Consider the following 18,307-nt stretch of genomic DNA (forward strand, 5'->3'; position numbering starts at 1 on the left):
TTGGTTCGGACGGTTTTTTTGCGGCAGTCAGGCGTTCTGCGCCTGCAGAAAGATCGAAAACAGCTCCGACTGGGACTTGATCCCCAGCTTGCTGTACATGTGTTTCTTATGGACTTTCACGGTTTCAACAGAGATTTCCAGCTTACGGGCGATTTCTTTACTGGAGCAACCGCTGAGCATCAAACGCCCGACATCCAGTTCCCGGGCGGTCAGTTGCGCGCCCTTGAGTTGCTGCACCGACGCTTCGAGTTGCACCCGCCAGTCCGGTTGCGCCGGTGATGGGGCGAGGGCGACGATTTCATTGATTTCGTAGGGCAGGCGCTGGCGCAACAGGCCAAGCACCCACGGCTGGATCAGCGACAGCAGGGCGATCTGCTCGCCGCTGAAGCGCTGCTTGCTGCCCAGTGACAGGCACAGCGTGCGGTCGCCTTCGAGCTGGCAATTGAACTGGATTTCGTCGGCCACCACATTCAGACGAAAGTATCGCTGGTAATACTCGGTCAGCTCGAAATGCTCCGGCGCGACCTCCGACAGGCGATACAACCCGGTGCGCGATTGCTCGCGACAGGCGATGTAGAACGGGTCGAGCAGGTACAACCCGCGCAGATAATCCTGGAACAACTGGTCGGGACTGCCGTCTTCGCCCGGGCATTCGGCGAACACCTGAGGGTGACGGTCGGCGCTGAACAGCAGCGCCACCCAGCTATCGAACAGGACGTACTGGTCGAGCAGGCGCACCAGTTGCGCCCAGAAATTCGGCTTGTCGAGGGCGTCGATCAACTGCCCGACGGCGCGGTGCCAGGTGATGTCGTCAAACGAAAGAGTCATGCCTCTACCCCTATCGGGTTACCCCGGCCGCGTAATTCCCTGGCCAGTCGAATGCGAAGCATACTGGCCCACAGACAGCCGCCGGGCAATCTTTCGGCGCCCGGCGCTCATAACAAGGACTCCCCATGAAAGTCGAACTCGCCCAACTGGCGGGCCGTGACAAAGACACGGCGTACAATCTCGAACGCGCCCTGGCGGCGATTGCCGCGTGCCCGGCCGACACGCAACTGGTCGTGTTCCCCGAGACCCACCTGATGGGCTTTCCGACCGCTGACACCGTGGCGCAGATCGCCGAAGCGGTAGACGGTCCGACCGTCAGCGCCGTGCAGGCCGCTGCCCGCGAACGCAACATCGCTGTGGTGATCGGCATGGCCGAAAACGACAACGGCCGTTTCTACAACACCACGCTGCTGATCACCCCCGAAGGCATCGCCCTCAAATACCGCAAGACCCACCTCTGGGCGTCGGATCGCGGTGTGTTTGAGGCCGGCGACCGTTACGCCACCTGCCTGTGGAACGGCGTGCGGGTCGGCCTGTTGATCTGCTACGACATCGAGTTCCCGGAATCGGCCCGCGCCCTGGCGCAACTGGGCGCCGAGTTGCTGATCGTCACCAACGGCAACATGGATCCGTACGGGCCGACTCACCGCACCGCGATCATGGCCCGGGCCCAGGAAAACCAGGCGTTTGCGCTGATGGTCAACCGTGTGGAAGCCGGGGATGACGGGTTGATGTTTGCCGGCGGCAGTGCGCTGGTGGATCCGCTGGGCACGGTGCTGTTCGAGGCCGGGCGTGAGGAAGGGCGGTTCGGCGTTGAACTGGATTTCGGCCAGTTGGAACTGGCGCGCAAGGATTACCGCTATCTGGATGATCAGCGGTTGAGGTTGCCGGGGGAGGTGGTTGAACACGCCTCGGGAGTACGAGAGCTGCTGATCCCTTGACCCGTTTTACCCGATCGTTCCCACGCTCTGCGTGGGAATGCAGCCCGGGACGCTCTGCGTCCCAAGAGCGGACGCAGAGCGTCCATTGAGGCATTCCCACGCGGACGGTTCGACGCCTCGACGTGGGAACGATCAGCAACACCCGAAACATTCGCCGAACTCGGCCTCTGCCATAAATCCAATAAAATCCGGAGTAAGTCGCCCATGGCTCGTTTGCAACGCACCCTTTCGCTGGGGTCGGTGGTGCTGTTCGGCATCGCCTACATGACGCCGATCATTGTCCTCGGCACGTTCGGCATCCTCGCCCAATCCACCGCCGGCATGGTGCCGGCCGCGTATCTGGCGGCACTGGTGGCGATGTTCTTCACCGCCATGAGTTACGGCCACATGGCCGCCGCGTTTCCGGTGGCCGGTTCGGCCTACAGCTATGTGCGCAAGGCCATCAGCCCGAAACTCGGTTTCATCGCCGGTTGGGCGGTGCTGCTCGATTACCTGTTTTTGCCGATGGCGATCTGGCTGATCGGCGCCGCGTACCTCGCTTCGGCCTTCCCGTCGATCCCGCAGTGGATCTGGGTGCTGGCGTTCATCGGCATCACCAGCGCGATCAACATCATCGGCCTGAAACTGGCCAACGGCATCAACGCCTTGCTGATGCTGGTGCAGTTCCTGGTGCTGGTCGCTTTCGTCGCCCTGTGCGTGCATTACATCGGCGGTGATGCCAGCACACCGCTGTGGTCGATCAAACCGTTCTTCAACGGCGACATGCAGATGCCGCTGATCATGAGTGGCGCGGCCATCGCCTGCTACTCGTTCCTCGGTTTCGATGCGGTCAGCACCCTCACCGAAGAAACTCGCGACCCGCGCCGCACCATCCCTCGAGCAATCATGCTGATCACCCTGATCGGCGGGCTGATTTTCGTCGGTGTGTCGTACTTCGTGCAGATTGCGCATCCGTCGTTCCAGTTCGACAACGTCGATTCGGCGGCCTACGAAATTGCGCGCAATATCGGTGGTGACCTGTTCGTCTCGATCTTCCTCATCGGCCTGATCGTCGGTCAGTTCGCTTCGGGCCTGTCCGCCCAGGCCAGTGGTTCGCGGCTGCTGTTCGCGATGGGTCGTGACGGCGTGTTGCCCAAGTCGTTCTTCGGCACCTTGCACGAGCGCTTCGGCACGCCGGTCAACAGCATCCTGCTCTGCGCGGTGGTGGCGTTGCTGGCGCTGAAACTCGATGTGACCACCTCGACCTCGTTCATCAACTTCGGCGCGTTCCTGGCCTTCAGTCTGGTCAACCTGTCGGTGATCTTCCATTACTGGATTGGCGGCGAGAAGAAAGGCTTGCGCGAACTGGTGCTGTTTCTGGTCTTCCCGTTCATCGGCCTGGTCGCGGACTTGTGGCTGATGGTCAGTCTCGATCACCTGGCGGTGTACCTGGGCCTGAGCTGGCTGGCGATTGGCGTGGTGTATCTGGCGGTGCTGACCGGCGGCTTCCGTCGCCAGCCACCGGAAATGGATTTCCAGGAAGCGACCTGAACTGACCTGACATCAGGCCGCAGGCCGGGTCTGGCGCAAAGGCAGTTGCACGCGAAACGTTGTGCCGGCCCCCGGCGTGCTGCTGACGGAAATGTCCCCGCCGTGTTTCTTCACGATGCCATAGGACAGGGACAACCCCAGCCCTGTCCCCTGGCCTACGGGTTTGGTCGTGAAAAACGGGTCGAAGATTTTCTGCAGGGTCTCGGGCGCGATGCCCGAGCCGTTGTCGGCCACTTCGATGATCGCCGACTCCCCCTGCACAGCGGTGCGCAGGGTAATGGTGCCGCGTTCCGCCCCCATGGCCTGCGCCGCGTTGACCACCAGGTTCATGATGACCTGATTGATCTGCGAGGGCAGGCATTCGATGTCCGGAAGGTCCTGATACTCCTTGACCACATCGGCCTTGTACTTGAGTTCGCTGGCGACGATGTTCAGGGTCGAGTCGATGCCCTGTTGCAGGTTCGCCCACTGCCATTGCTGCTGGGTATCGACCCGGGAGAAGTCCTTGAGGTCCTTGACGATCTGCCCGACCCGGCCGATGCCTTCCTTGGATTCGCGGATCAGCACCGGAATGTCTTCGAGCAGAAAATCCACTTCGAGGTGTTCGCGCAGTTGCTGCAACTGCGCAGCAGGCTCGGCGGCCAGGGTCTGCCCGGCGGCGTGATAGGCGCCGAGCATGGCCAGCAACTGCTGGAAGTAACCGTCGAGCGTGCCGAGGTTGGAGGAAATGAACCCGATCGGGTTGTTGATTTCATGGGCAACCCCGGCCGCCAGTTGCCCCAGCGAGGCGAGTTTTTCCGACTGCACCAACTGGCCTTCCAGTTGCTTGCGTTCGTCGATCTCTCGCTGCAAGGCTTCGCTGGCCTGCTTGAACTGGGCGGTGCGCTGGTCAACCAAATGTTCCAGGTGATGCATTTGCAGCGACGCGCGTTCGGTCATCTGCCATTTGGTCAGCAGGGTGTTGGCCATCTGCTGGACTTCGATGTTGTCGAACGGCTTTTTCAGGATCAGCAACCGGTCGTGGGCGTGCAGGCGATCCAGCAGTTCGTCCCAGGAATAGTCGGAATAAGCGGTGCACACCACCACCTGCAATTGCGGATCCTGTTGCCAGAGATGCTCGATGGTTTTCGCCCCGTCCCAACCGTCGGGCATGCGCATGTCGACAAAGGCCAGGGCGTACGGGCACTGCTCCTGCAAGGCCAGGTTGAGTTTGGCCAGACCTTCTTCACCGCCATAGGCCGAGTCCAGTTCGAACGTTGCTCGCCGGGGCTTGGCAGGTGCGCCGAACAGGGCCGCTTCCATCTCGTCCAGTTCCGCTGACTGCGCCTGTGTCGGGGCGAGGATCTTGCGAAAGTCTTCGTGGATTGACGGCATGTCGTCGATCAGCAGAATGCGGCGGTTCGACAGTTCGCTCATGCGTTCTCCGTTACGGTGATCAGCGGAATCTGCAGGGTGAACATGGCGCCCAGCCCCGGCCCGTCACTGTGGGCGGTGAGATGGCCGTTCATCTCGATGGCCGCCAGGGCGCAGCTGTGCAGGCCGAAGCCATGACCCTCCTTGCGGGTCGTGAAGCCGTGGGCAAAGATCCGTGTCATGTTTTCCGGGGCGATGCCTTCGCCATCGTCCCTGACGCTGATTTCCAGAAAACTCTCGTCGACGATCTTCACGCCCAGGGTCATGGTCCGTGGGCGGTTGCTGAGGTCGGACATCGCGTACTTGGCGTTGCTGATGAGGTTGATCAGGATCAGCAGCAAACGGTGTTTGTCGCCCATCACCTGAGGCACGTCGCCGTACTCCTTGACCACCGTGACATGGTGCCGGGTGAGTGCGCCGGCATTCATGCGCAGGGCGTCTTCGAGCAGCTCGTTGATGTACAGCGGCTCTGTCATGCTGTTGGCCCCGGCATAGGATTGCTGGGTGGCGACGATGTCCTTGATGTGATCGACGCTCTTGTTCATCTGGGCCAGTTCGTCGGCCATTTCCTGCTGTTCCTGGGCGATGGCGCCTACCAGTTGGTTGAGATAGCCGGGCAGCAACTTGCCCTTGGCGTCCTCGGTCAGGAATGGCCCGAGGTCGTCCGGGTGTTCGTTGATCAGTTGCATGGCCTTGCCCAATCCCAGGGCCTTGCTGCTGCGCAGTTTTCGCGAGATCAGGTCGGAGGAAATGTTCACGCTGTTGAGCACGTTGCCGACGTTGTGCAACACGTTGGTCGCGATTTCGGCCATGCCGGCCTGGCGCGCGGCGTCGAGCAATTCGCTCTGGACGTTCTTGAGCTCGCGGGTCCGTTCATCGACCCTTTGTTCCAGCACATCGTTGGCGGTTTGCAGGGCCGCGTTGACCCGGTTGATCTCGGCGAAGCTGCGGATCAGGCGGATGGCCAGCCACAGCAGTGACAACATCAGCAGGACGGAAAACAGCAGCAGGTAGAAATGGTATTTCTGGTCGATCTTTTCGACCCGCTGCTGATCCTGATCGAGCATGTTGGTGATGGTGTCCAGGCGCTCGGCCACGGGAATGGCTTCGATCTGGTCGAGCAGGCGGTTGACGATCGGCTGCTCGCGCAGGATCAGGGTGATGTGATTGCTCAGGATCCTGATCGGCGTCTGGAAGTCCCGGGGCAAGCGTTGCGCGTTCACCGTCAGTTTGTTCAAACCCAGCTCGATATCGGCCGCCTTGTCGTCGGAGGCGACCTGGGCGAATTCCAGTGCGCTGAGCAGCAGGTCATAGGTGTCGGTGACGATGTTCTGCAATTGAATCTTGTCGAGGTCGGACAGATTGGTCAGCTGCGCCTGAATGTCATCCTCGGCGGTCGGCAGAAACGCCAGGGAGTTGCGCAACAACGCGTTGTGCGACTTGAACTGTTCGACCAGACGGGTCTTTTCCTGCATGGCTTTCAGGAACCCTTCGTGGGCCTCATCCCATTGCGTGGAGTCGTTGCGCCCGTGCCCGGACTCCATAGTGTCGAAGCGTGCCCACAGGCGGTTCATCTCGTTCATCGGTGAAACCAGCGGGTCGTAATTGTGCGAGATCGCCACCCGGGCCTTGAGGATTTCGCTTTCCCACAGGGCGTCCTGTTGCTTGATCTGGCGGATCAGGTCCCGGGATTCGGTGTAGGTCGTGGTCTGCTCGGAGCTGGACTTGAGGTACAGAAAAATCAGGGTCGAGGCCAGCAGCACGGCGACAAGCCCGAGCAATATCAGGCTGACCCGGCGTGACATCTTCATCATGGCTTGCCCTCCCAGTGCCCGGTCAGGGTCTTGAGAAACTCGATGATCAGCGCCTTGTCTTCCTCGCTCGGCATACGGCCCAACTGATACTGGAACATCACATCCACGGCCCGCTCGAGGGTGGGCGCCGAGCCGTCGTGAAAGTACGGCGCGGTCAGCGCGACGTTGCGCAGGCTCGGCACCTTGAACACGGCGCGATCGTCTTCGTCGCCGGTCACGTTGAACCGGCCCTGGTCGGCCAGCGTCGGGTTGCCGCGATCGGCGATGTAGTCGCCGAACACCCCGAACTTCTGGAACATGTTGCCGCCGATGTTCACCCCCTGATGGCAGGCGATACAGCCGTAGTCCTTGAAGCGCTGATAGCCGTACTTTTCATCCAGGGTCAGGATGTCCGTGTTGCCCAAAAGGTACTGATCGAAGCGTGAGTCGGGTGTCAGCAGCGTGCGTTCGTAGGCCGCCAGGGCGTTCTGGATATTGGCTTTCGTCACGGCATCCGGGTAGGCGGCGCTGAAAGACTGGCGATAGTCGGGTTCGTCGGCGATCCGTTGCACAACGGTTTTCCAGTCGCTGCCCATTTCGTGGGGGCTGGTGATGACGACATTGGTCTGCTCTTCCAGCGTTTCGACGCGACCGTCCCAGAACTGGCGGAAATTGAGGCTGGCGTTGAGCACGGTCGGCGTGTTCACCGCTACCGGTTGTCCATCGAAGCCCGGGGAAAAGGCGCGGCTGTCGGCCCCGTTCTTGTCCAGTTGATGGCAACTGGCGCAGGACAGGGTGTTGTTGACCGATAGCCGTGGATCGTGGAAAAGCTGGCGACCCAGTTCGACGCGTTTCGGGTCCTGTTTCGGAATCTCGGGCAAGGGTTTCAGCGGCTCGTCCAGCGGCGCGGCAACGGTATTGGCGCAGGGAACGAACAGCAGCAGGAACAGAACGCTGCGGGACGGGCACCTCGGCGGCGTGTTCATGATGCGCTCCATGGCCCCGGCAACCCGGTCATCAGCAGGCGGGCGAAGGCGTCCGCCGGCAGGGCCTTGCTGAAGTAGTAGCCCTGGCCTTCCTCGCAGTGGTGGGACCTGAGAAAAGCCAACTGTTGCGCGGTCTCCACCCCTTCGGCGATGACGTTCAGGTTCAGGCTCTTGCCCAGGCTGATGATCGCGCCGACCAGCGCGGCATCGCTGCTGTCATGGCTCAGGCCGCGAATGAACGACTGATCGATTTTCAGCACATCGATGGGGAACCGCCGCAGGTAACTCAGGCTGGAATACCCGGTCCCGAAATCATCGATGGCCAGCTTGACCCCCAACGCTTTCAAGCGGTTCAACGCGCTCATGGTCGCGTCGACGTTCTGCATCAGCACGCCCTCGGTGATCTCCAGTTCCAGCAGCACGGGATCCAGCCCGGTCTCTTCCAGCACCTGTTCGATGCCCTCGACAAAGAGGCGCTGGCGAAAGTCGATGGCCGAGGTGTTGACCGACATGCGGATCGGCGGCAGCCCGGCTTTTTGCCAGTCTCGCGTCTGACGACAAGCTTCGCCCAGCACCCATTTGCTCAGAGGCACGATCAGGCCGCTGTCTTCGGCCACCGGGATGAACTCCGATGGATACACCCAGCCATGTCCCGGTTTTTGCCAGCGCACCAGCGCTTCGGCGCCCACCACCCGGCCGCTGCCCAGATCGATTTTCGGCTGGTAGTGCAGGACGAATTCGTGCCGTTGCAGGGCCTGGCGGATGCCCGACTCGATGCCTTGCTGTTCCCGGGCACGCTGGTTCATGGCCTCGATGAAGAAACCGATCTCGTTCGGGCCGCTTTCCTTGGCATTGCGCATGGCCGTTTCGGCTTTTTTGATCAGGTCGATGGCTTCCAGTCCGTCGTCCGGATAAATACTGATGCCCACGCTGGCGGTGACACTGACGTCGTGACCGACAATCGTCTGTGGCTCACGGATGGCCGCCAGCAGTTTTTCGGCGATGCTGCGCGTCTGCTGCGGGTGGTTGATGTCGCTGAGCATCACCACGAACTCGTCGGAGCCATAGCGAAAGACCGAGTCCGATTCGCGCACGCAGGCCAGCAGTTGCTGGCCGACCCGTTTGAGCATCTCGTCGCCCGCCGGATGGCCCAGGGCATTGTTGATGCGCTTGAAACGATCCAGGCCGAGAAACATCACCACCAGTTGTTTGTCATGGCGCCGGCATGCGGCCAGTGACTGGGTCAGACGGTCGCCGAGCAAGGTGCTGTTGGGCAGGCCCGTGAGGCTGTCGTATTGCAACAGATGCGAGACCTTGAGCAACTCGTGCACGCGCGCCTCGATGGTTTGTTCGAGGCTGAGCATCTTCAGCGCCGCGTCCTGGGCCAGTTGCCATTTCCAGGTCAGGGCATTGGCCATCTGCCGGATTTCCAGGGTGTCGAACGGTTTTTTCAGGATCAGTAACTGATCGCCGAACTCCAGGCGCTCGGCCATGGCTTCCCAGCTGTAGTCGGAGTAGGCGGTGCACAGCGCGATTTGCAGGTTGGGATCGACCTCCCAAAGTTTTTCAATGGTTTCCAGACCGTCCCAGCCGGGCGGCATCCGCATGTCGGTGAAGGCGAGGGCATAGGGACGGCCTTCGTCCAGCGCGTGTTGCACCAGTTTCAAGGCTTCCTGGCCCTGGTAGGCAGAGTCGAGCTGGAAGGTCAGATGCGGCGACTGGCGGGTACCGAACAGCGTTTGTTCAAGACCGCTCAGATCCGCTTCGCCACCGCTCTCGGGGGCGAGGATCTTGCGGAAGTCGGCATGGATCGCCGGCGTATCGTCGACGATCAGAATGCGCCGGTTGGTCTGGGGAAAAGGCGTTTTCATCCTTCATCCTCCTTGGGCAGCGGGGCGGCCGCACTCCAGTCCTTCAGCAGTCGGGCTGCCTGTTCAGGGCTGACCGCTTCGCTCAAGCTGAAGCCCTGCACGTTTTTCAACGGCGCGCAGGACACCAGGGCACTGCCCTGATCCTCAGGCGTGACGCCTTCGGCGCTGATGTCGATCGCCAGGTCCCGGGCGAAATTGACGATCGCCCGCAGCCGATTGGCGCCGTCTTCATCCTGAGCCGCATTGTCGATCAGGGACTGGGCGAGTTTGAGGTGATTGACCCGGTAGGTTTTCAGGTAATCGAACGATGAGTATTCGGTGCCGAAATCATCGATGGCGATGGTCACACCCAACTCGCGCAGGCGCGGCAACGCATCGTTGTGTGTCCATTGGGTCTGGGCCAGTGTGGCTTCGGTGACATCGAAACGCAGATCCCATGGCGCCAGCTCCCAGCGGGCCGTGGTGCGCAACACGTCGTAGATCAGTTCGGGACCGGACTTGAGCTGTGCCAGGGAAATCTTGATCGCCATCACCGGTGGCGCCACTCCCTCGTTTTGCCACTGACGCATCTGCCAGCAGGCGTGATCGAGGATCCAGCGTCCGAGTGGAATGATTGCGCCGGTCTTTTCCGCCGCCGGTACGAAGGCCGACGCCGGCAGCAGGCCAAGCCTGGGATGTTGCCAACTGACCTGCGCGGCCATGCCGAGAATCTTGCCGCTGTGCAGGTCCACTTCCGGCATGTAATCGAGCTTCAGCCCTCCCTGGGTGAGGGCCGTCGTCAACTCTTCGGCAAGGACCATGCGCTCGGCCACCTCCCGGGTGATTTCCTCGGAGTGGAAGTGATACTGATTGCGTCCGGATTCCTTGGCGCGGTACAGCGCCATGTCGGCCTGTCCCAACAGGCTGTCGGCATCGAAGCTGGCGGGGCTGTAGCTGCTGATGCCGATGCTGACCGAAATGCGCACGGCGTTGCCGGCCAGTTGATAGGGCACCTGCAGAGCCTCAAGGATCTTGGTGGCCATGGCGGCGGATTGGGTCGGTTCGCTGACGTCCAGTTGCAGGATCGCGAATTCATCGCCGCCCAGACGCGCCACTACATCGTTTTCCCGAACGCCGGATTTGATCCGTTGTGCCACTTGCTGCAACAGCAGGTCGCCGACCGGATGACCGAGGGTGTCGTTTATTCGCTTGAAGTGATCCAGGTCCAGGTAAAACACCGCGAATGGCGCCGCCCCCCGACGTGCGGCGGCAAAGGCTTGATGCAGGCGTTCGATCAGTGTGGCGCGATTGGCCAGCCCGGTGAGGCCGTCCGTACGGGCCAGCTGGGCCATTTTCTCCTCGGCCACCCGGCGTTCGGTGATGTCGAGGATGATGCCTTCCACTTCCAGCAGCCGGCCGTCGTGGTCGCGCACCGGGATGTAGCGGTTCTCCACCCAGCGCCACGTGCCCTGGCCGGTGCGCAGGCGAAACTCGATCGAAGCGCCCAGGGCATGCCGGTCCAGCACCCGCGCCATGGCGGCATCGACATTGGCCTGATCGTCCGGATGGATCAGCACCTGCGCCCAGTTGGCCGCCCCCACCAGATCGGCCGCGACATGCCCGTAGCGGGTGATGTTGTGGGAGATGTACATCAGCGGAAACGATGGCTCGCCGCGCAAGCGGTAAAGGATGGTCGGGCTGTTCTGCACGATGATGTTGGCGTCGGACAGCTCCCGCGTGCGGTCCTGCACGGCTTGTTCCAGCAGGTTCATCTTCAGCGCGGCGTCTTCGGTCATTTGCCATTTGACGGTCAGAGCGCTGGCCATCTGGCGGATTTCGATCGCATCGAAGGGTTTTTTCAGGATCAGCAGGCGATCGTTCAGCGGCAACCGCTCGTCGATGTCTTCCCAGGAGTAGTCGGAGTAGGCGGTGCACAGGGCCACTTGCAGCTTGGGATCGACCTGCCAGAGCCGTTCGATGGTTTCCAGGCCGTCCCAGCCCGGTGGCATGCGCATGTCGATGAAGGCCATGGCGTAAGGACGACCAGCGGCCAGGGCGGCCTCGACCTTGTCCAGGGCCTCGCGCCCCTGAAAGGCCGAATCCAGCTCGAAGTGTTCTTTCTGCGTGGCAGACGCGGTGGACGGGGTGCCGAACAGCAGGCTTTCGGTTTCGTCCAGGCTGTCGTCTTCAATCGTGGCGGGTTTGAGGATTTTCTCGAAATCGCCGTGGATCGACGCCGTATCGTCGACGATCAGTACGCGACGATTGATTTGCCCGAGTTGCGCACTCATGGCGCAATACCCGCAAGTTCACGCACGTTCGTCATCGGGAGCATCCTTTTCCCCTCATCACACGCCTGCGCGCAGGCCGATGGTGTCGTCCAGCGACTTGAGCATAGTTGCCCCTTCGGCACTTCGCCTTACCCGATGATTTGTGCGGTCTGCGCGAAAAAATCATCTAGCCTGTCACTGAGGCGCGGGCAAGCGAGGAGGTCTGCCGAGACGCCTGTCATGTCCACCGTTTCCCGTGAGGCCTCGCCATGGAAGAGCAATCCGCCCCGACTTTGACCCACCGGCCCACCGTGTTGCTGGTCGATGACGAGGAGTCGATCCTCAACAGCCTGCGCCGCCTGCTGCGTGGCCAGCCCTATGACGTGTTGCTCGCCACCAGCGGTACCCAGGCACTGGAAATGATGGCGCAACGCCCGGTCGATCTGGTGATGAGTGACGCGCGGATGCCCAACATGGACGGCGCCACCTTGCTGGCCAACGTTCACCAGCTGTATCCGGCGACCACGCGGATCATGTTGACGGGGTATGCCGACCCTTCGGCGATCATCAAGGCCATCAACGAAGGGCAGATCGACCGCTATATCAGCAAACCCTGGAACGACGAAGAAATGCTCCTGATCCTGCGCCAGGCGCTGGAACATCAACATCTGGCCCGGGAGCGCGAGCGCCTGGAGCAACTGACCCGGGTGCAGAACGATCAGTTGAAGTTGCTCAACAGCACCCTGGAAAAACATGTCAGCGCCCGTACCGCCGAGCTGCAACAGACCGCCGACATGCTCGACCTGGCCTACGAGGAGCTCAAGCACAGCTATGTGACCGGCACCGAAGTGTTCTCGTTGCTCGCCAACCTGCGCCTGCCGCCAGCCAAGCAGACCAACCGGCAGATCATTGAACTGGTGCGCGGCTACTGCAAGGTGCATCGGCTGGACGAAGCCGCCAGCCGCGACCTGACCATGGCCGCCGCGCTCTACAACATCGGCAAGCTGAGCTGGACCGACAGCATGATGACCACCCCCTCGGACCTGCTGCACAGCACCGAACGCGACCGCTATCGGGGTTATCCGAAGCAGAGTGAGTCGCTGCTGATGACCCTGGACCCGATGAAGGATGCCGCGCGGCTGATCCTGCACCATCAGGAGCATTGGGACGGCAGCGGGTTTCCCGACCGGCTCAAGGGTGAGGCGATTCCCTTGGGCTCGCGGCTGTTGAAACTGGCGGTGGATTTTGTCGAGTTGCAGCGCGGGTTGATTCTCGAGCGGCAGATGAATAGCGATGAAGCGTTGCTGTACCTGCGTCAGTACGCGGGCAAACTCTATGATCCCGAGCTGATCGAGGATTTCATCAAGGTGTGCGCGATGGTCAGCGACATCACCCTGACCGATCCGAGCGTCAAGGTGCTGGGCACCCGGGAACTGGCGGCGGGGATGATGCTGGCGCGCAACCTCAATGCCGATAACGGCATGTTGCTGCTCAATGCCGGCAAGGTGCTGAGTGCACTGCTGGTGGACAAACTGATCAGTTTCGAAGCCATGGAAGGTGGCAAATACAAGGTGTTCGTAAAAGTGCCGGAGGAGGGCGAGGCGGCGCTTCTGGCCCAGTCTTGAGACCGTATGAGGTGACGCTGGCGCCGCCGGCATGGGATCCTTGCGGTTTTTCTCAAGGCCGGTGGCTGTCCCATGACCTCTGTATCCGCTGTTTCCCCCCGCATCATTCGTATTGCCGCCGCGCTGCTGCTCAACCCCGACGGCCAGACCCTGCTGGTGCGCAAGCGCGACACCACGGCGTTCATGCAGCCCGGCGGCAAGATCGAGGCCCATGAGCTGCCGGTACATGCGCTGGCCCGTGAGCTGGAGGAAGAACTGGGGCTGGTGATCGATACGGCGCAGGCGACTTTTCTCGGCCAGTTCTCGGCACCGGCTGCCAACGAGCCGGGGTTTGTCGTGCAGGCCGAGATCTTTCAACTGACCATCGACGCCGACGTCTCCCCGGCCGCCGAGATCGAAGAGGTGATCTGGATCGATCCGGCCACCGACGGCGATGTCGTTCTCGCCCCATTGACACGTGACCTGATCCTGCCGTTTTATCGAGCCTCGCTGACTGCGATCGCCTGATCATTCGTACAAAGGACTTCGTCATGATCCCGCTTCAAGACCTGCTGATTTTTGCTGCCGCTGCACTGCTGATGGTACTGACGCCGGGGCCGAACATGATCTACCTGATCTCCCGTTCGATCTGTCAGGGACGCAAGGCCGGAGTGACCTCTCTGCTCGGCGTGGTGGCAGGGTTCTTCGTGCATCTGTTCGCGGCGGCGGCCGGATTGACCGCGGTGTTTCTCGCGGTGCCGATGGCCTATGAAGTGTTGAAATGGGCCGGCGCGTTCTACCTGCTGTGGCTGGCCTGGCAGGCGGTGAAGCCCGGCGCGCGTTCGCCGTTCGAGGCGCAGCAACTGCCGGCGGATTCGTCGCGCAAACTGATCACCATGGGCTTTCTCACCAGTGCCCTGAACCCGAAAATCGCAGTGTTCTACCTTTCGGTATTTCCGCAGTTCATTACCCCGGAACACGGCTCGGTGTTCACTCAAAGCATCATTCTCGGCCTGACCCAGATCAGCGTCAGTTTCAGCGTCAATCTGTTGATCGCGCTGTTCGCGGCGGGCATCGCTTCGTGGTTCGTCAGCAACCCGACGTGGCTGGCGGCGCAGCGTTATTTCATGGGGTTTGTGCTCGGCGGTCTGGCCGTACGGCTGATGCTTGAACAACGCCGGTCGGCTTGAACATGTGGATCGAACGGCTGGACGCCAGTCATGCGCTGGCCTATCGCGAATTGATGCTGGAAGCCTATGACCGGCATCCGCAGGCGTTCACCTCCAGCGTGCGCGAGCGCGCGGCGATGCCCTTGAGTTGGTGGGAATCGCGCCTGACCAGCAAGCTTGATGCGGTGTTCGGCGCGTTCGAAGAAGGCCGGCTGGCGGGCATCGTTGGCCTGGCGTTCGAGCCTCGGGAAAAGGCCCGGCACAAGGCAACGGTCTTCGGCATGTATGTGTCGGCGGACTTTCGTCAGCGCGGGCTGGGCCTGAAACTGATGGAGGCCGTGCTGGGGGAAGCGCAGCAGCATCCGGCACTGAAAGTCATTCAACTGACCGTCACTGCCGGCAACGAGGCGGCGTTTCATCTGTACCAGCGCTGCGGCTTCGTCCAGTTCGGCCTGGAGCCGATGGCGGTGCGGGTCGGCGAGGACTACTTCGACAAGATCCACATGTGGTGCGCGCCTTTCGTGCCAACCGCCAGCCTCAACGAACCGCGCTGACCCCATCCAGCGTCGAGAACGACGTGTCCTTGGCCGTCAGCAGGAAATCGCGCATGTACGGCGCGTCCAGCATGTCGGCACGGATCGCCGCATACAGCGTCGCAAAAAGACCTTTCTCGCCCAGCCGCTTGGCCTTCACGTAACCCCGTGAGCTGTATTCATGCAGCGCCCAGTGCGGCATGCCGCACACGCCACGACCACTGGCCACCAGTTGCATCATCATCACCGTCAGCTCTGACGTGCGCACCTGCGCAGGTTCGATGTCGGCCGGTTCGAGGAAGCGGGTGAAGATGTCCAGCCGGTCGCGTTCAACCGGATAAGTGATCAGGGTTTCGGTCAGCAGGTCTTCGGGGACGATGTACGGTTTGCTCGCCAATGCGTGCTGGTTGGCGACCGCGAGCATCGCTTCGTAGGTGAACAGCGGCACGTAGGTGATGCCGGCAATTTCCAACGGATCGGACGTCACTACCAGATCCAGGTCACCCCGGGCCAACGCCGGCAGCGGTGCGAAGGAGAAACCCGAGGCCAGGTCGAGTTCGACTTCCGGCCACGCATCGCGGAACTGGTCGATGGTCGGCATCAGCCACTGGAAGCAGCTGTGGCATTCGATCGCCATGTGCAGACGCCCGGCGGTGCCACCGGCCAGGCGCGCGATATCACGTTCGGCACCGCGCAGCAGCGGCAGGGTCGCGTCCGCCAGTTGTAGCAGGCGCAGGCCGGCGCTGGTGAAACGCACCGGTTTGGTCTTGCGCACGAACAATGGCATGCCCATGCGTTCTTCCAGTTCCTTGAACTGGTGGGACAGCGCCGACTGGGTCAGGTGCAGGCGGTCGGCCGCATCGACCAGGCTGTCGGCTTCGCGCAGGGCGTGCAGGGTTTTCAGGTGACGGATCTCAAGCACCGCAGGCTCCATGAGGAAAATTTGTGATCAACACGAAAAGGTTGAGTTTGTCTCATGTTGCCCTGGCTGTCGACAATGGCGCCATCTTTTACGCAATGGAGAACACTCGACATGGCCGTGGCCCACACCCTAGGTTTCCCGCGCATCGGCGCTGACCGCGAACTGAAAAAAGCCCTCGAAGCCTACTGGAAAGGCGATCTTGATCAGGCCGCTTTGAATCAGGTCGGCCGTGAGCTGCGCGCCAAACACTGGCAACTGCAGAAAGATGCCGGCATCGATCTGCTGCCGGTCGGCGACTTTGCCTGGTACGACCAGGTGCTGACCCATTCGCTGACCTTCGGTGTGATCCCCGAGCGCTTCGATGGCGTGCGCGATGAACGCGGCCTGCCGACCCTCGACACACTCTTCGCCATGGCCCGTGGCGCCACGACTTCCTGCTGTGGCGGCGAACATGGCAAGACCCAATATGCGCAAGAACTGACCAAGTGGTTCGACACCAACTACCACTACCTGGTCCCGGAATTCACCGCAGACCAGTCGTTCAAGCTGAGCTGGGAACAGCTGTTCGATGAAGTCGAAGAAGCCAAGGCCCTCGGTCACAACGTCAAACCGGTGATCATCGGCCCGCTGACTTACCTGTGGCTGGGCAAGGCGAAAGGCAACGACTTCGACAAGCTCGACCTGCTCGAGCGCCTGCTGCCGGTCTACAACGAAATCCTCGGTCGCCTCGCCGCGCAGGGCGTGGAGTGGGTGCAGATCGACGAACCGATCCTGACCCTCGACCTGCCGCAGGCGTGGAAAAGTGCGTTCGAACGCGCCTATCACATCCTTCAGTACTCGCCGTTGAAGAAACTGGTGGCGACCTATTTCAGCGGTCTGCAAGACAACCTCGGCCTCGCCGTCGGCTTGCCGGTGCAAGGGCTGCACATCGATGCGGTGCGTGCGCCGGATCAGCTCGGTCAGGTGCTGGATCGCCTGCCGACCTACAAGATTCTTTCGGTGGGCCTGGTCAACGGTCGCAATGTCTGGCGCTGCGAACTGGAACAGGCGCTGGCACAACTGCAACCGGCCCAGGAGCGTTTTGGCGACAACCTGTGGGTCAGCAGTTCCTGCTCGCTGCTGCACAGCCCGGTGGATGTCGAGCGTGAAGACAAGCTCGATCCGGAACTGAAAAGCTGGCTGGCCTTCGCCGTGCAGAAGTGCAGCGAAATCTCGGTTTTGCGTGATGCGCTGAACGATCCGCAAGCGCCGAAAGTGCAACGCGCACTGGCCGAAAGCCGCGCCATCCAAGAAAGCCGCGCCCGCTCGCCACGTATTCACAAGGCCGACGTGCAGGCGCGGATCAACGCGATCGGCGCCAGCGACAGCCAGCGCCATTCGCCGTTCGCCAAACGCATCGCCGCACAACAGGCGCGTCTGAAATTGCCGACGTTCCCGACCACCACCATCGGTTCGTTCCCGCAGACCGGCTCGATCCGTCTGGCCCGTCAGGCGTTCAAGCAGGGCAAGCTGTCGGCCAACGATTACCACGATGCCATGCGCAGCGAAATCCGCCATGCGGTGCAAGTCCAGGAACGTCTGGGCCTCGATGTGCTGGTGCACGGTGAAGCGGAGCGCAACGACATGGTCGAGTACTTCGCCGAGCAGCTCGATGGTTACCTGTTCACCCGGTTCGGCTGGGTCCAGAGCTACGGTTCCCGTTGCGTCAAACCGGCGGTGATTTATGGTGATCTGTCTCGTCCGAACGCCATGACCGTGGACTGGATCACCTACGCCCAGAGCCTGACCGACAAGGTCATGAAAGGCATGCTGACCGGCCCGGTGACGATGCTGATGTGGTCGTTCCCCCGCGAAGACGTGTCGCGCAAAGTCCAGGCACAGCAACTGGCGCTGGCCCTGCGTGACGAAGTGGTGGATCTGGAAAACGCCGGGATCAAGATCGTCCAGATCGACGAAGCCGCGTTCCGTGAAGGCCTGCCGCTGCGCCGTGAGCAATGGCAGGAATACCTCGACTGGGCCGTGGACGCGTTCCGCCTGACGGCCTCGGGCGTGAAGGATGAAACCCAGATTCACACCCACATGTGCTACAGCGAATTCAACGACGTGATCAAGGCCATCGCCGACATGGACGCCGACGTGATCACCATCGAAACCTCGCGCTCGGACATGGAGCTGCTCGAAGCCTTCGAAGCGTTCGACTACCCGAACGACATCGGCCCGGGCGTCTACGACATCCACTCGCCACGGGTGCCGGACACGGCCGAAATGGTCAAGTTGATGAGCAAAGCCGTGAAACGAATCCCGGCAGAGCGTCTGTGGGTCAACCCCGATTGCGGCCTCAAGACCCGCGCGTGGCCTGAGACTGAAGCGGCACTGATCAACATGGTCGCGGCAGCGCGGCAACTGCGCAGTCAGTTGGCGTAACCCATAACCCTGCGGGAGCGAGTCTTTTCGCTCCCGCAGGTTCG

14 protein-coding genes are annotated in these 18,307 nt (G+C 61.6%); 7 read left to right on the forward strand and 7 right to left on the reverse strand.

Going from position 1 to position 18,307, the window contains the following annotated elements:
- Window positions 1–27 precede the first annotated feature (27 nt).
- Complete coding sequence (locus AC1RR7_RS16640) at window positions 28–828, reverse strand: helix-turn-helix transcriptional regulator (RefSeq protein WP_493158018.1); 801 nt, start codon at window positions 826–828, stop codon at window positions 28–30.
- A gap of 125 nt (window positions 829–953) precedes the next feature.
- On the opposite strand from AC1RR7_RS16640, the gene AC1RR7_RS16645 reads away from it, so the two are divergent.
- On the forward strand, window positions 954–1,769 hold the full coding sequence (locus AC1RR7_RS16645; protein WP_493158019.1) for a carbon-nitrogen hydrolase family protein: 816 nt from the start codon (window positions 954–956) through the stop codon (window positions 1,767–1,769).
- A 204-nt stretch (window positions 1,770–1,973) separates the two neighbouring features.
- Window positions 1,974–3,299, forward strand: a complete 1,326-nt coding sequence (locus AC1RR7_RS16650) for an APC family permease (RefSeq protein ID WP_096818526.1) — start codon at window positions 1,974–1,976, stop codon at window positions 3,297–3,299.
- A gap of 12 nt (window positions 3,300–3,311) precedes the next feature.
- Here AC1RR7_RS16650 and AC1RR7_RS16655 read toward each other — a convergent pair whose 3' ends face one another.
- The 5 genes from AC1RR7_RS16655 to AC1RR7_RS16675 are packed head-to-tail and all read right to left on the reverse strand — an operon-like array spanning window position 3,312 to window position 11,632.
- Window positions 3,312–4,715 carry an ATP-binding protein gene (locus AC1RR7_RS16655; RefSeq protein ID WP_493158020.1) on the reverse strand — a complete coding sequence of 468 codons (1,404 nt, stop codon included), beginning with the start codon at window positions 4,713–4,715 and terminating at the stop codon, window positions 3,312–3,314.
- Complete coding sequence (locus AC1RR7_RS16660) at window positions 4,712–6,526, reverse strand: DAHL domain-containing protein (RefSeq protein WP_493158021.1); 1,815 nt, start codon at window positions 6,524–6,526, stop codon at window positions 4,712–4,714. The genes AC1RR7_RS16655 and AC1RR7_RS16660 overlap by 4 nt, the downstream gene beginning before the upstream one ends.
- The gene (locus AC1RR7_RS16665; RefSeq protein WP_102620786.1) at window positions 6,523–7,491 is read right to left on the reverse strand and encodes a cytochrome-c peroxidase; all 969 of its coding nucleotides are present in this window, start codon (window positions 7,489–7,491) and stop codon (window positions 6,523–6,525) included. The genes AC1RR7_RS16660 and AC1RR7_RS16665 overlap by 4 nt, the downstream gene beginning before the upstream one ends.
- Window positions 7,488–9,362: a putative bifunctional diguanylate cyclase/phosphodiesterase gene (locus tag AC1RR7_RS16670; RefSeq protein ID WP_493066038.1), complete on the reverse strand. Its 1,875-nt coding sequence runs from the start codon at window positions 9,360–9,362 to the stop codon at window positions 7,488–7,490. The genes AC1RR7_RS16665 and AC1RR7_RS16670 overlap by 4 nt, the downstream gene beginning before the upstream one ends.
- Complete coding sequence (locus AC1RR7_RS16675; protein WP_493158022.1) at window positions 9,359–11,632, reverse strand: GGDEF/EAL domain-containing response regulator; 2,274 nt, start codon at window positions 11,630–11,632, stop codon at window positions 9,359–9,361. Before AC1RR7_RS16675 ends, AC1RR7_RS16670 begins: the two co-directional genes overlap by 4 nt.
- Before the next feature lie 248 nt (window positions 11,633–11,880).
- On the opposite strand from AC1RR7_RS16675, the gene nosR reads away from it, so the two are divergent.
- From nosR to AC1RR7_RS16695, 4 genes are all read left to right on the forward strand, one after another.
- The gene (gene nosR / locus AC1RR7_RS16680) at window positions 11,881–13,236 is read left to right on the forward strand and encodes a response regulator c-di-GMP phosphodiesterase, NosR family (protein WP_096818516.1); all 1,356 of its coding nucleotides are present in this window, start codon (window positions 11,881–11,883) and stop codon (window positions 13,234–13,236) included.
- 72 nt (window positions 13,237–13,308) lie between these two features.
- Window positions 13,309–13,743 (forward strand): NUDIX hydrolase, encoded by a 435-nt coding sequence (locus AC1RR7_RS16685; RefSeq protein ID WP_102620783.1) that lies wholly within the window; start codon window positions 13,309–13,311, stop codon window positions 13,741–13,743.
- Window positions 13,744–13,766: 23 nt separating this feature from the next.
- Window positions 13,767–14,405: a LysE family translocator gene (locus tag AC1RR7_RS16690; protein WP_102620782.1), complete on the forward strand. Its 639-nt coding sequence runs from the start codon at window positions 13,767–13,769 to the stop codon at window positions 14,403–14,405.
- Window positions 14,406–14,407: 2 nt separating this feature from the next.
- Window positions 14,408–14,938 (forward strand): GNAT family N-acetyltransferase, encoded by a 531-nt coding sequence (locus tag AC1RR7_RS16695; RefSeq protein WP_102620781.1) that lies wholly within the window; start codon window positions 14,408–14,410, stop codon window positions 14,936–14,938.
- Here the strand turns inward: AC1RR7_RS16695 and metR are convergent.
- Window positions 14,922–15,839, reverse strand: coding sequence for a transcriptional regulator MetR (gene metR, locus AC1RR7_RS16700; RefSeq protein WP_096818509.1), 918 nt, complete (start codon window positions 15,837–15,839; stop codon window positions 14,922–14,924). The two genes, AC1RR7_RS16695 and metR, sit on opposite strands and share 17 nt — an antisense overlap.
- Window positions 15,840–15,950: 111 nt before the next feature.
- Between metR and metE the strand changes: the two genes are divergently transcribed.
- Window positions 15,951–18,263 carry a 5-methyltetrahydropteroyltriglutamate--homocysteine S-methyltransferase gene (gene metE, locus AC1RR7_RS16705; protein WP_493158023.1) on the forward strand — a complete coding sequence of 771 codons (2,313 nt, stop codon included), beginning with the start codon at window positions 15,951–15,953 and terminating at the stop codon, window positions 18,261–18,263.
- Window positions 18,264–18,307: the final 44 nt, after the last annotated feature.

The organism is Pseudomonas sp. GW821-FHT11G12 (genome assembly GCF_058808055.1).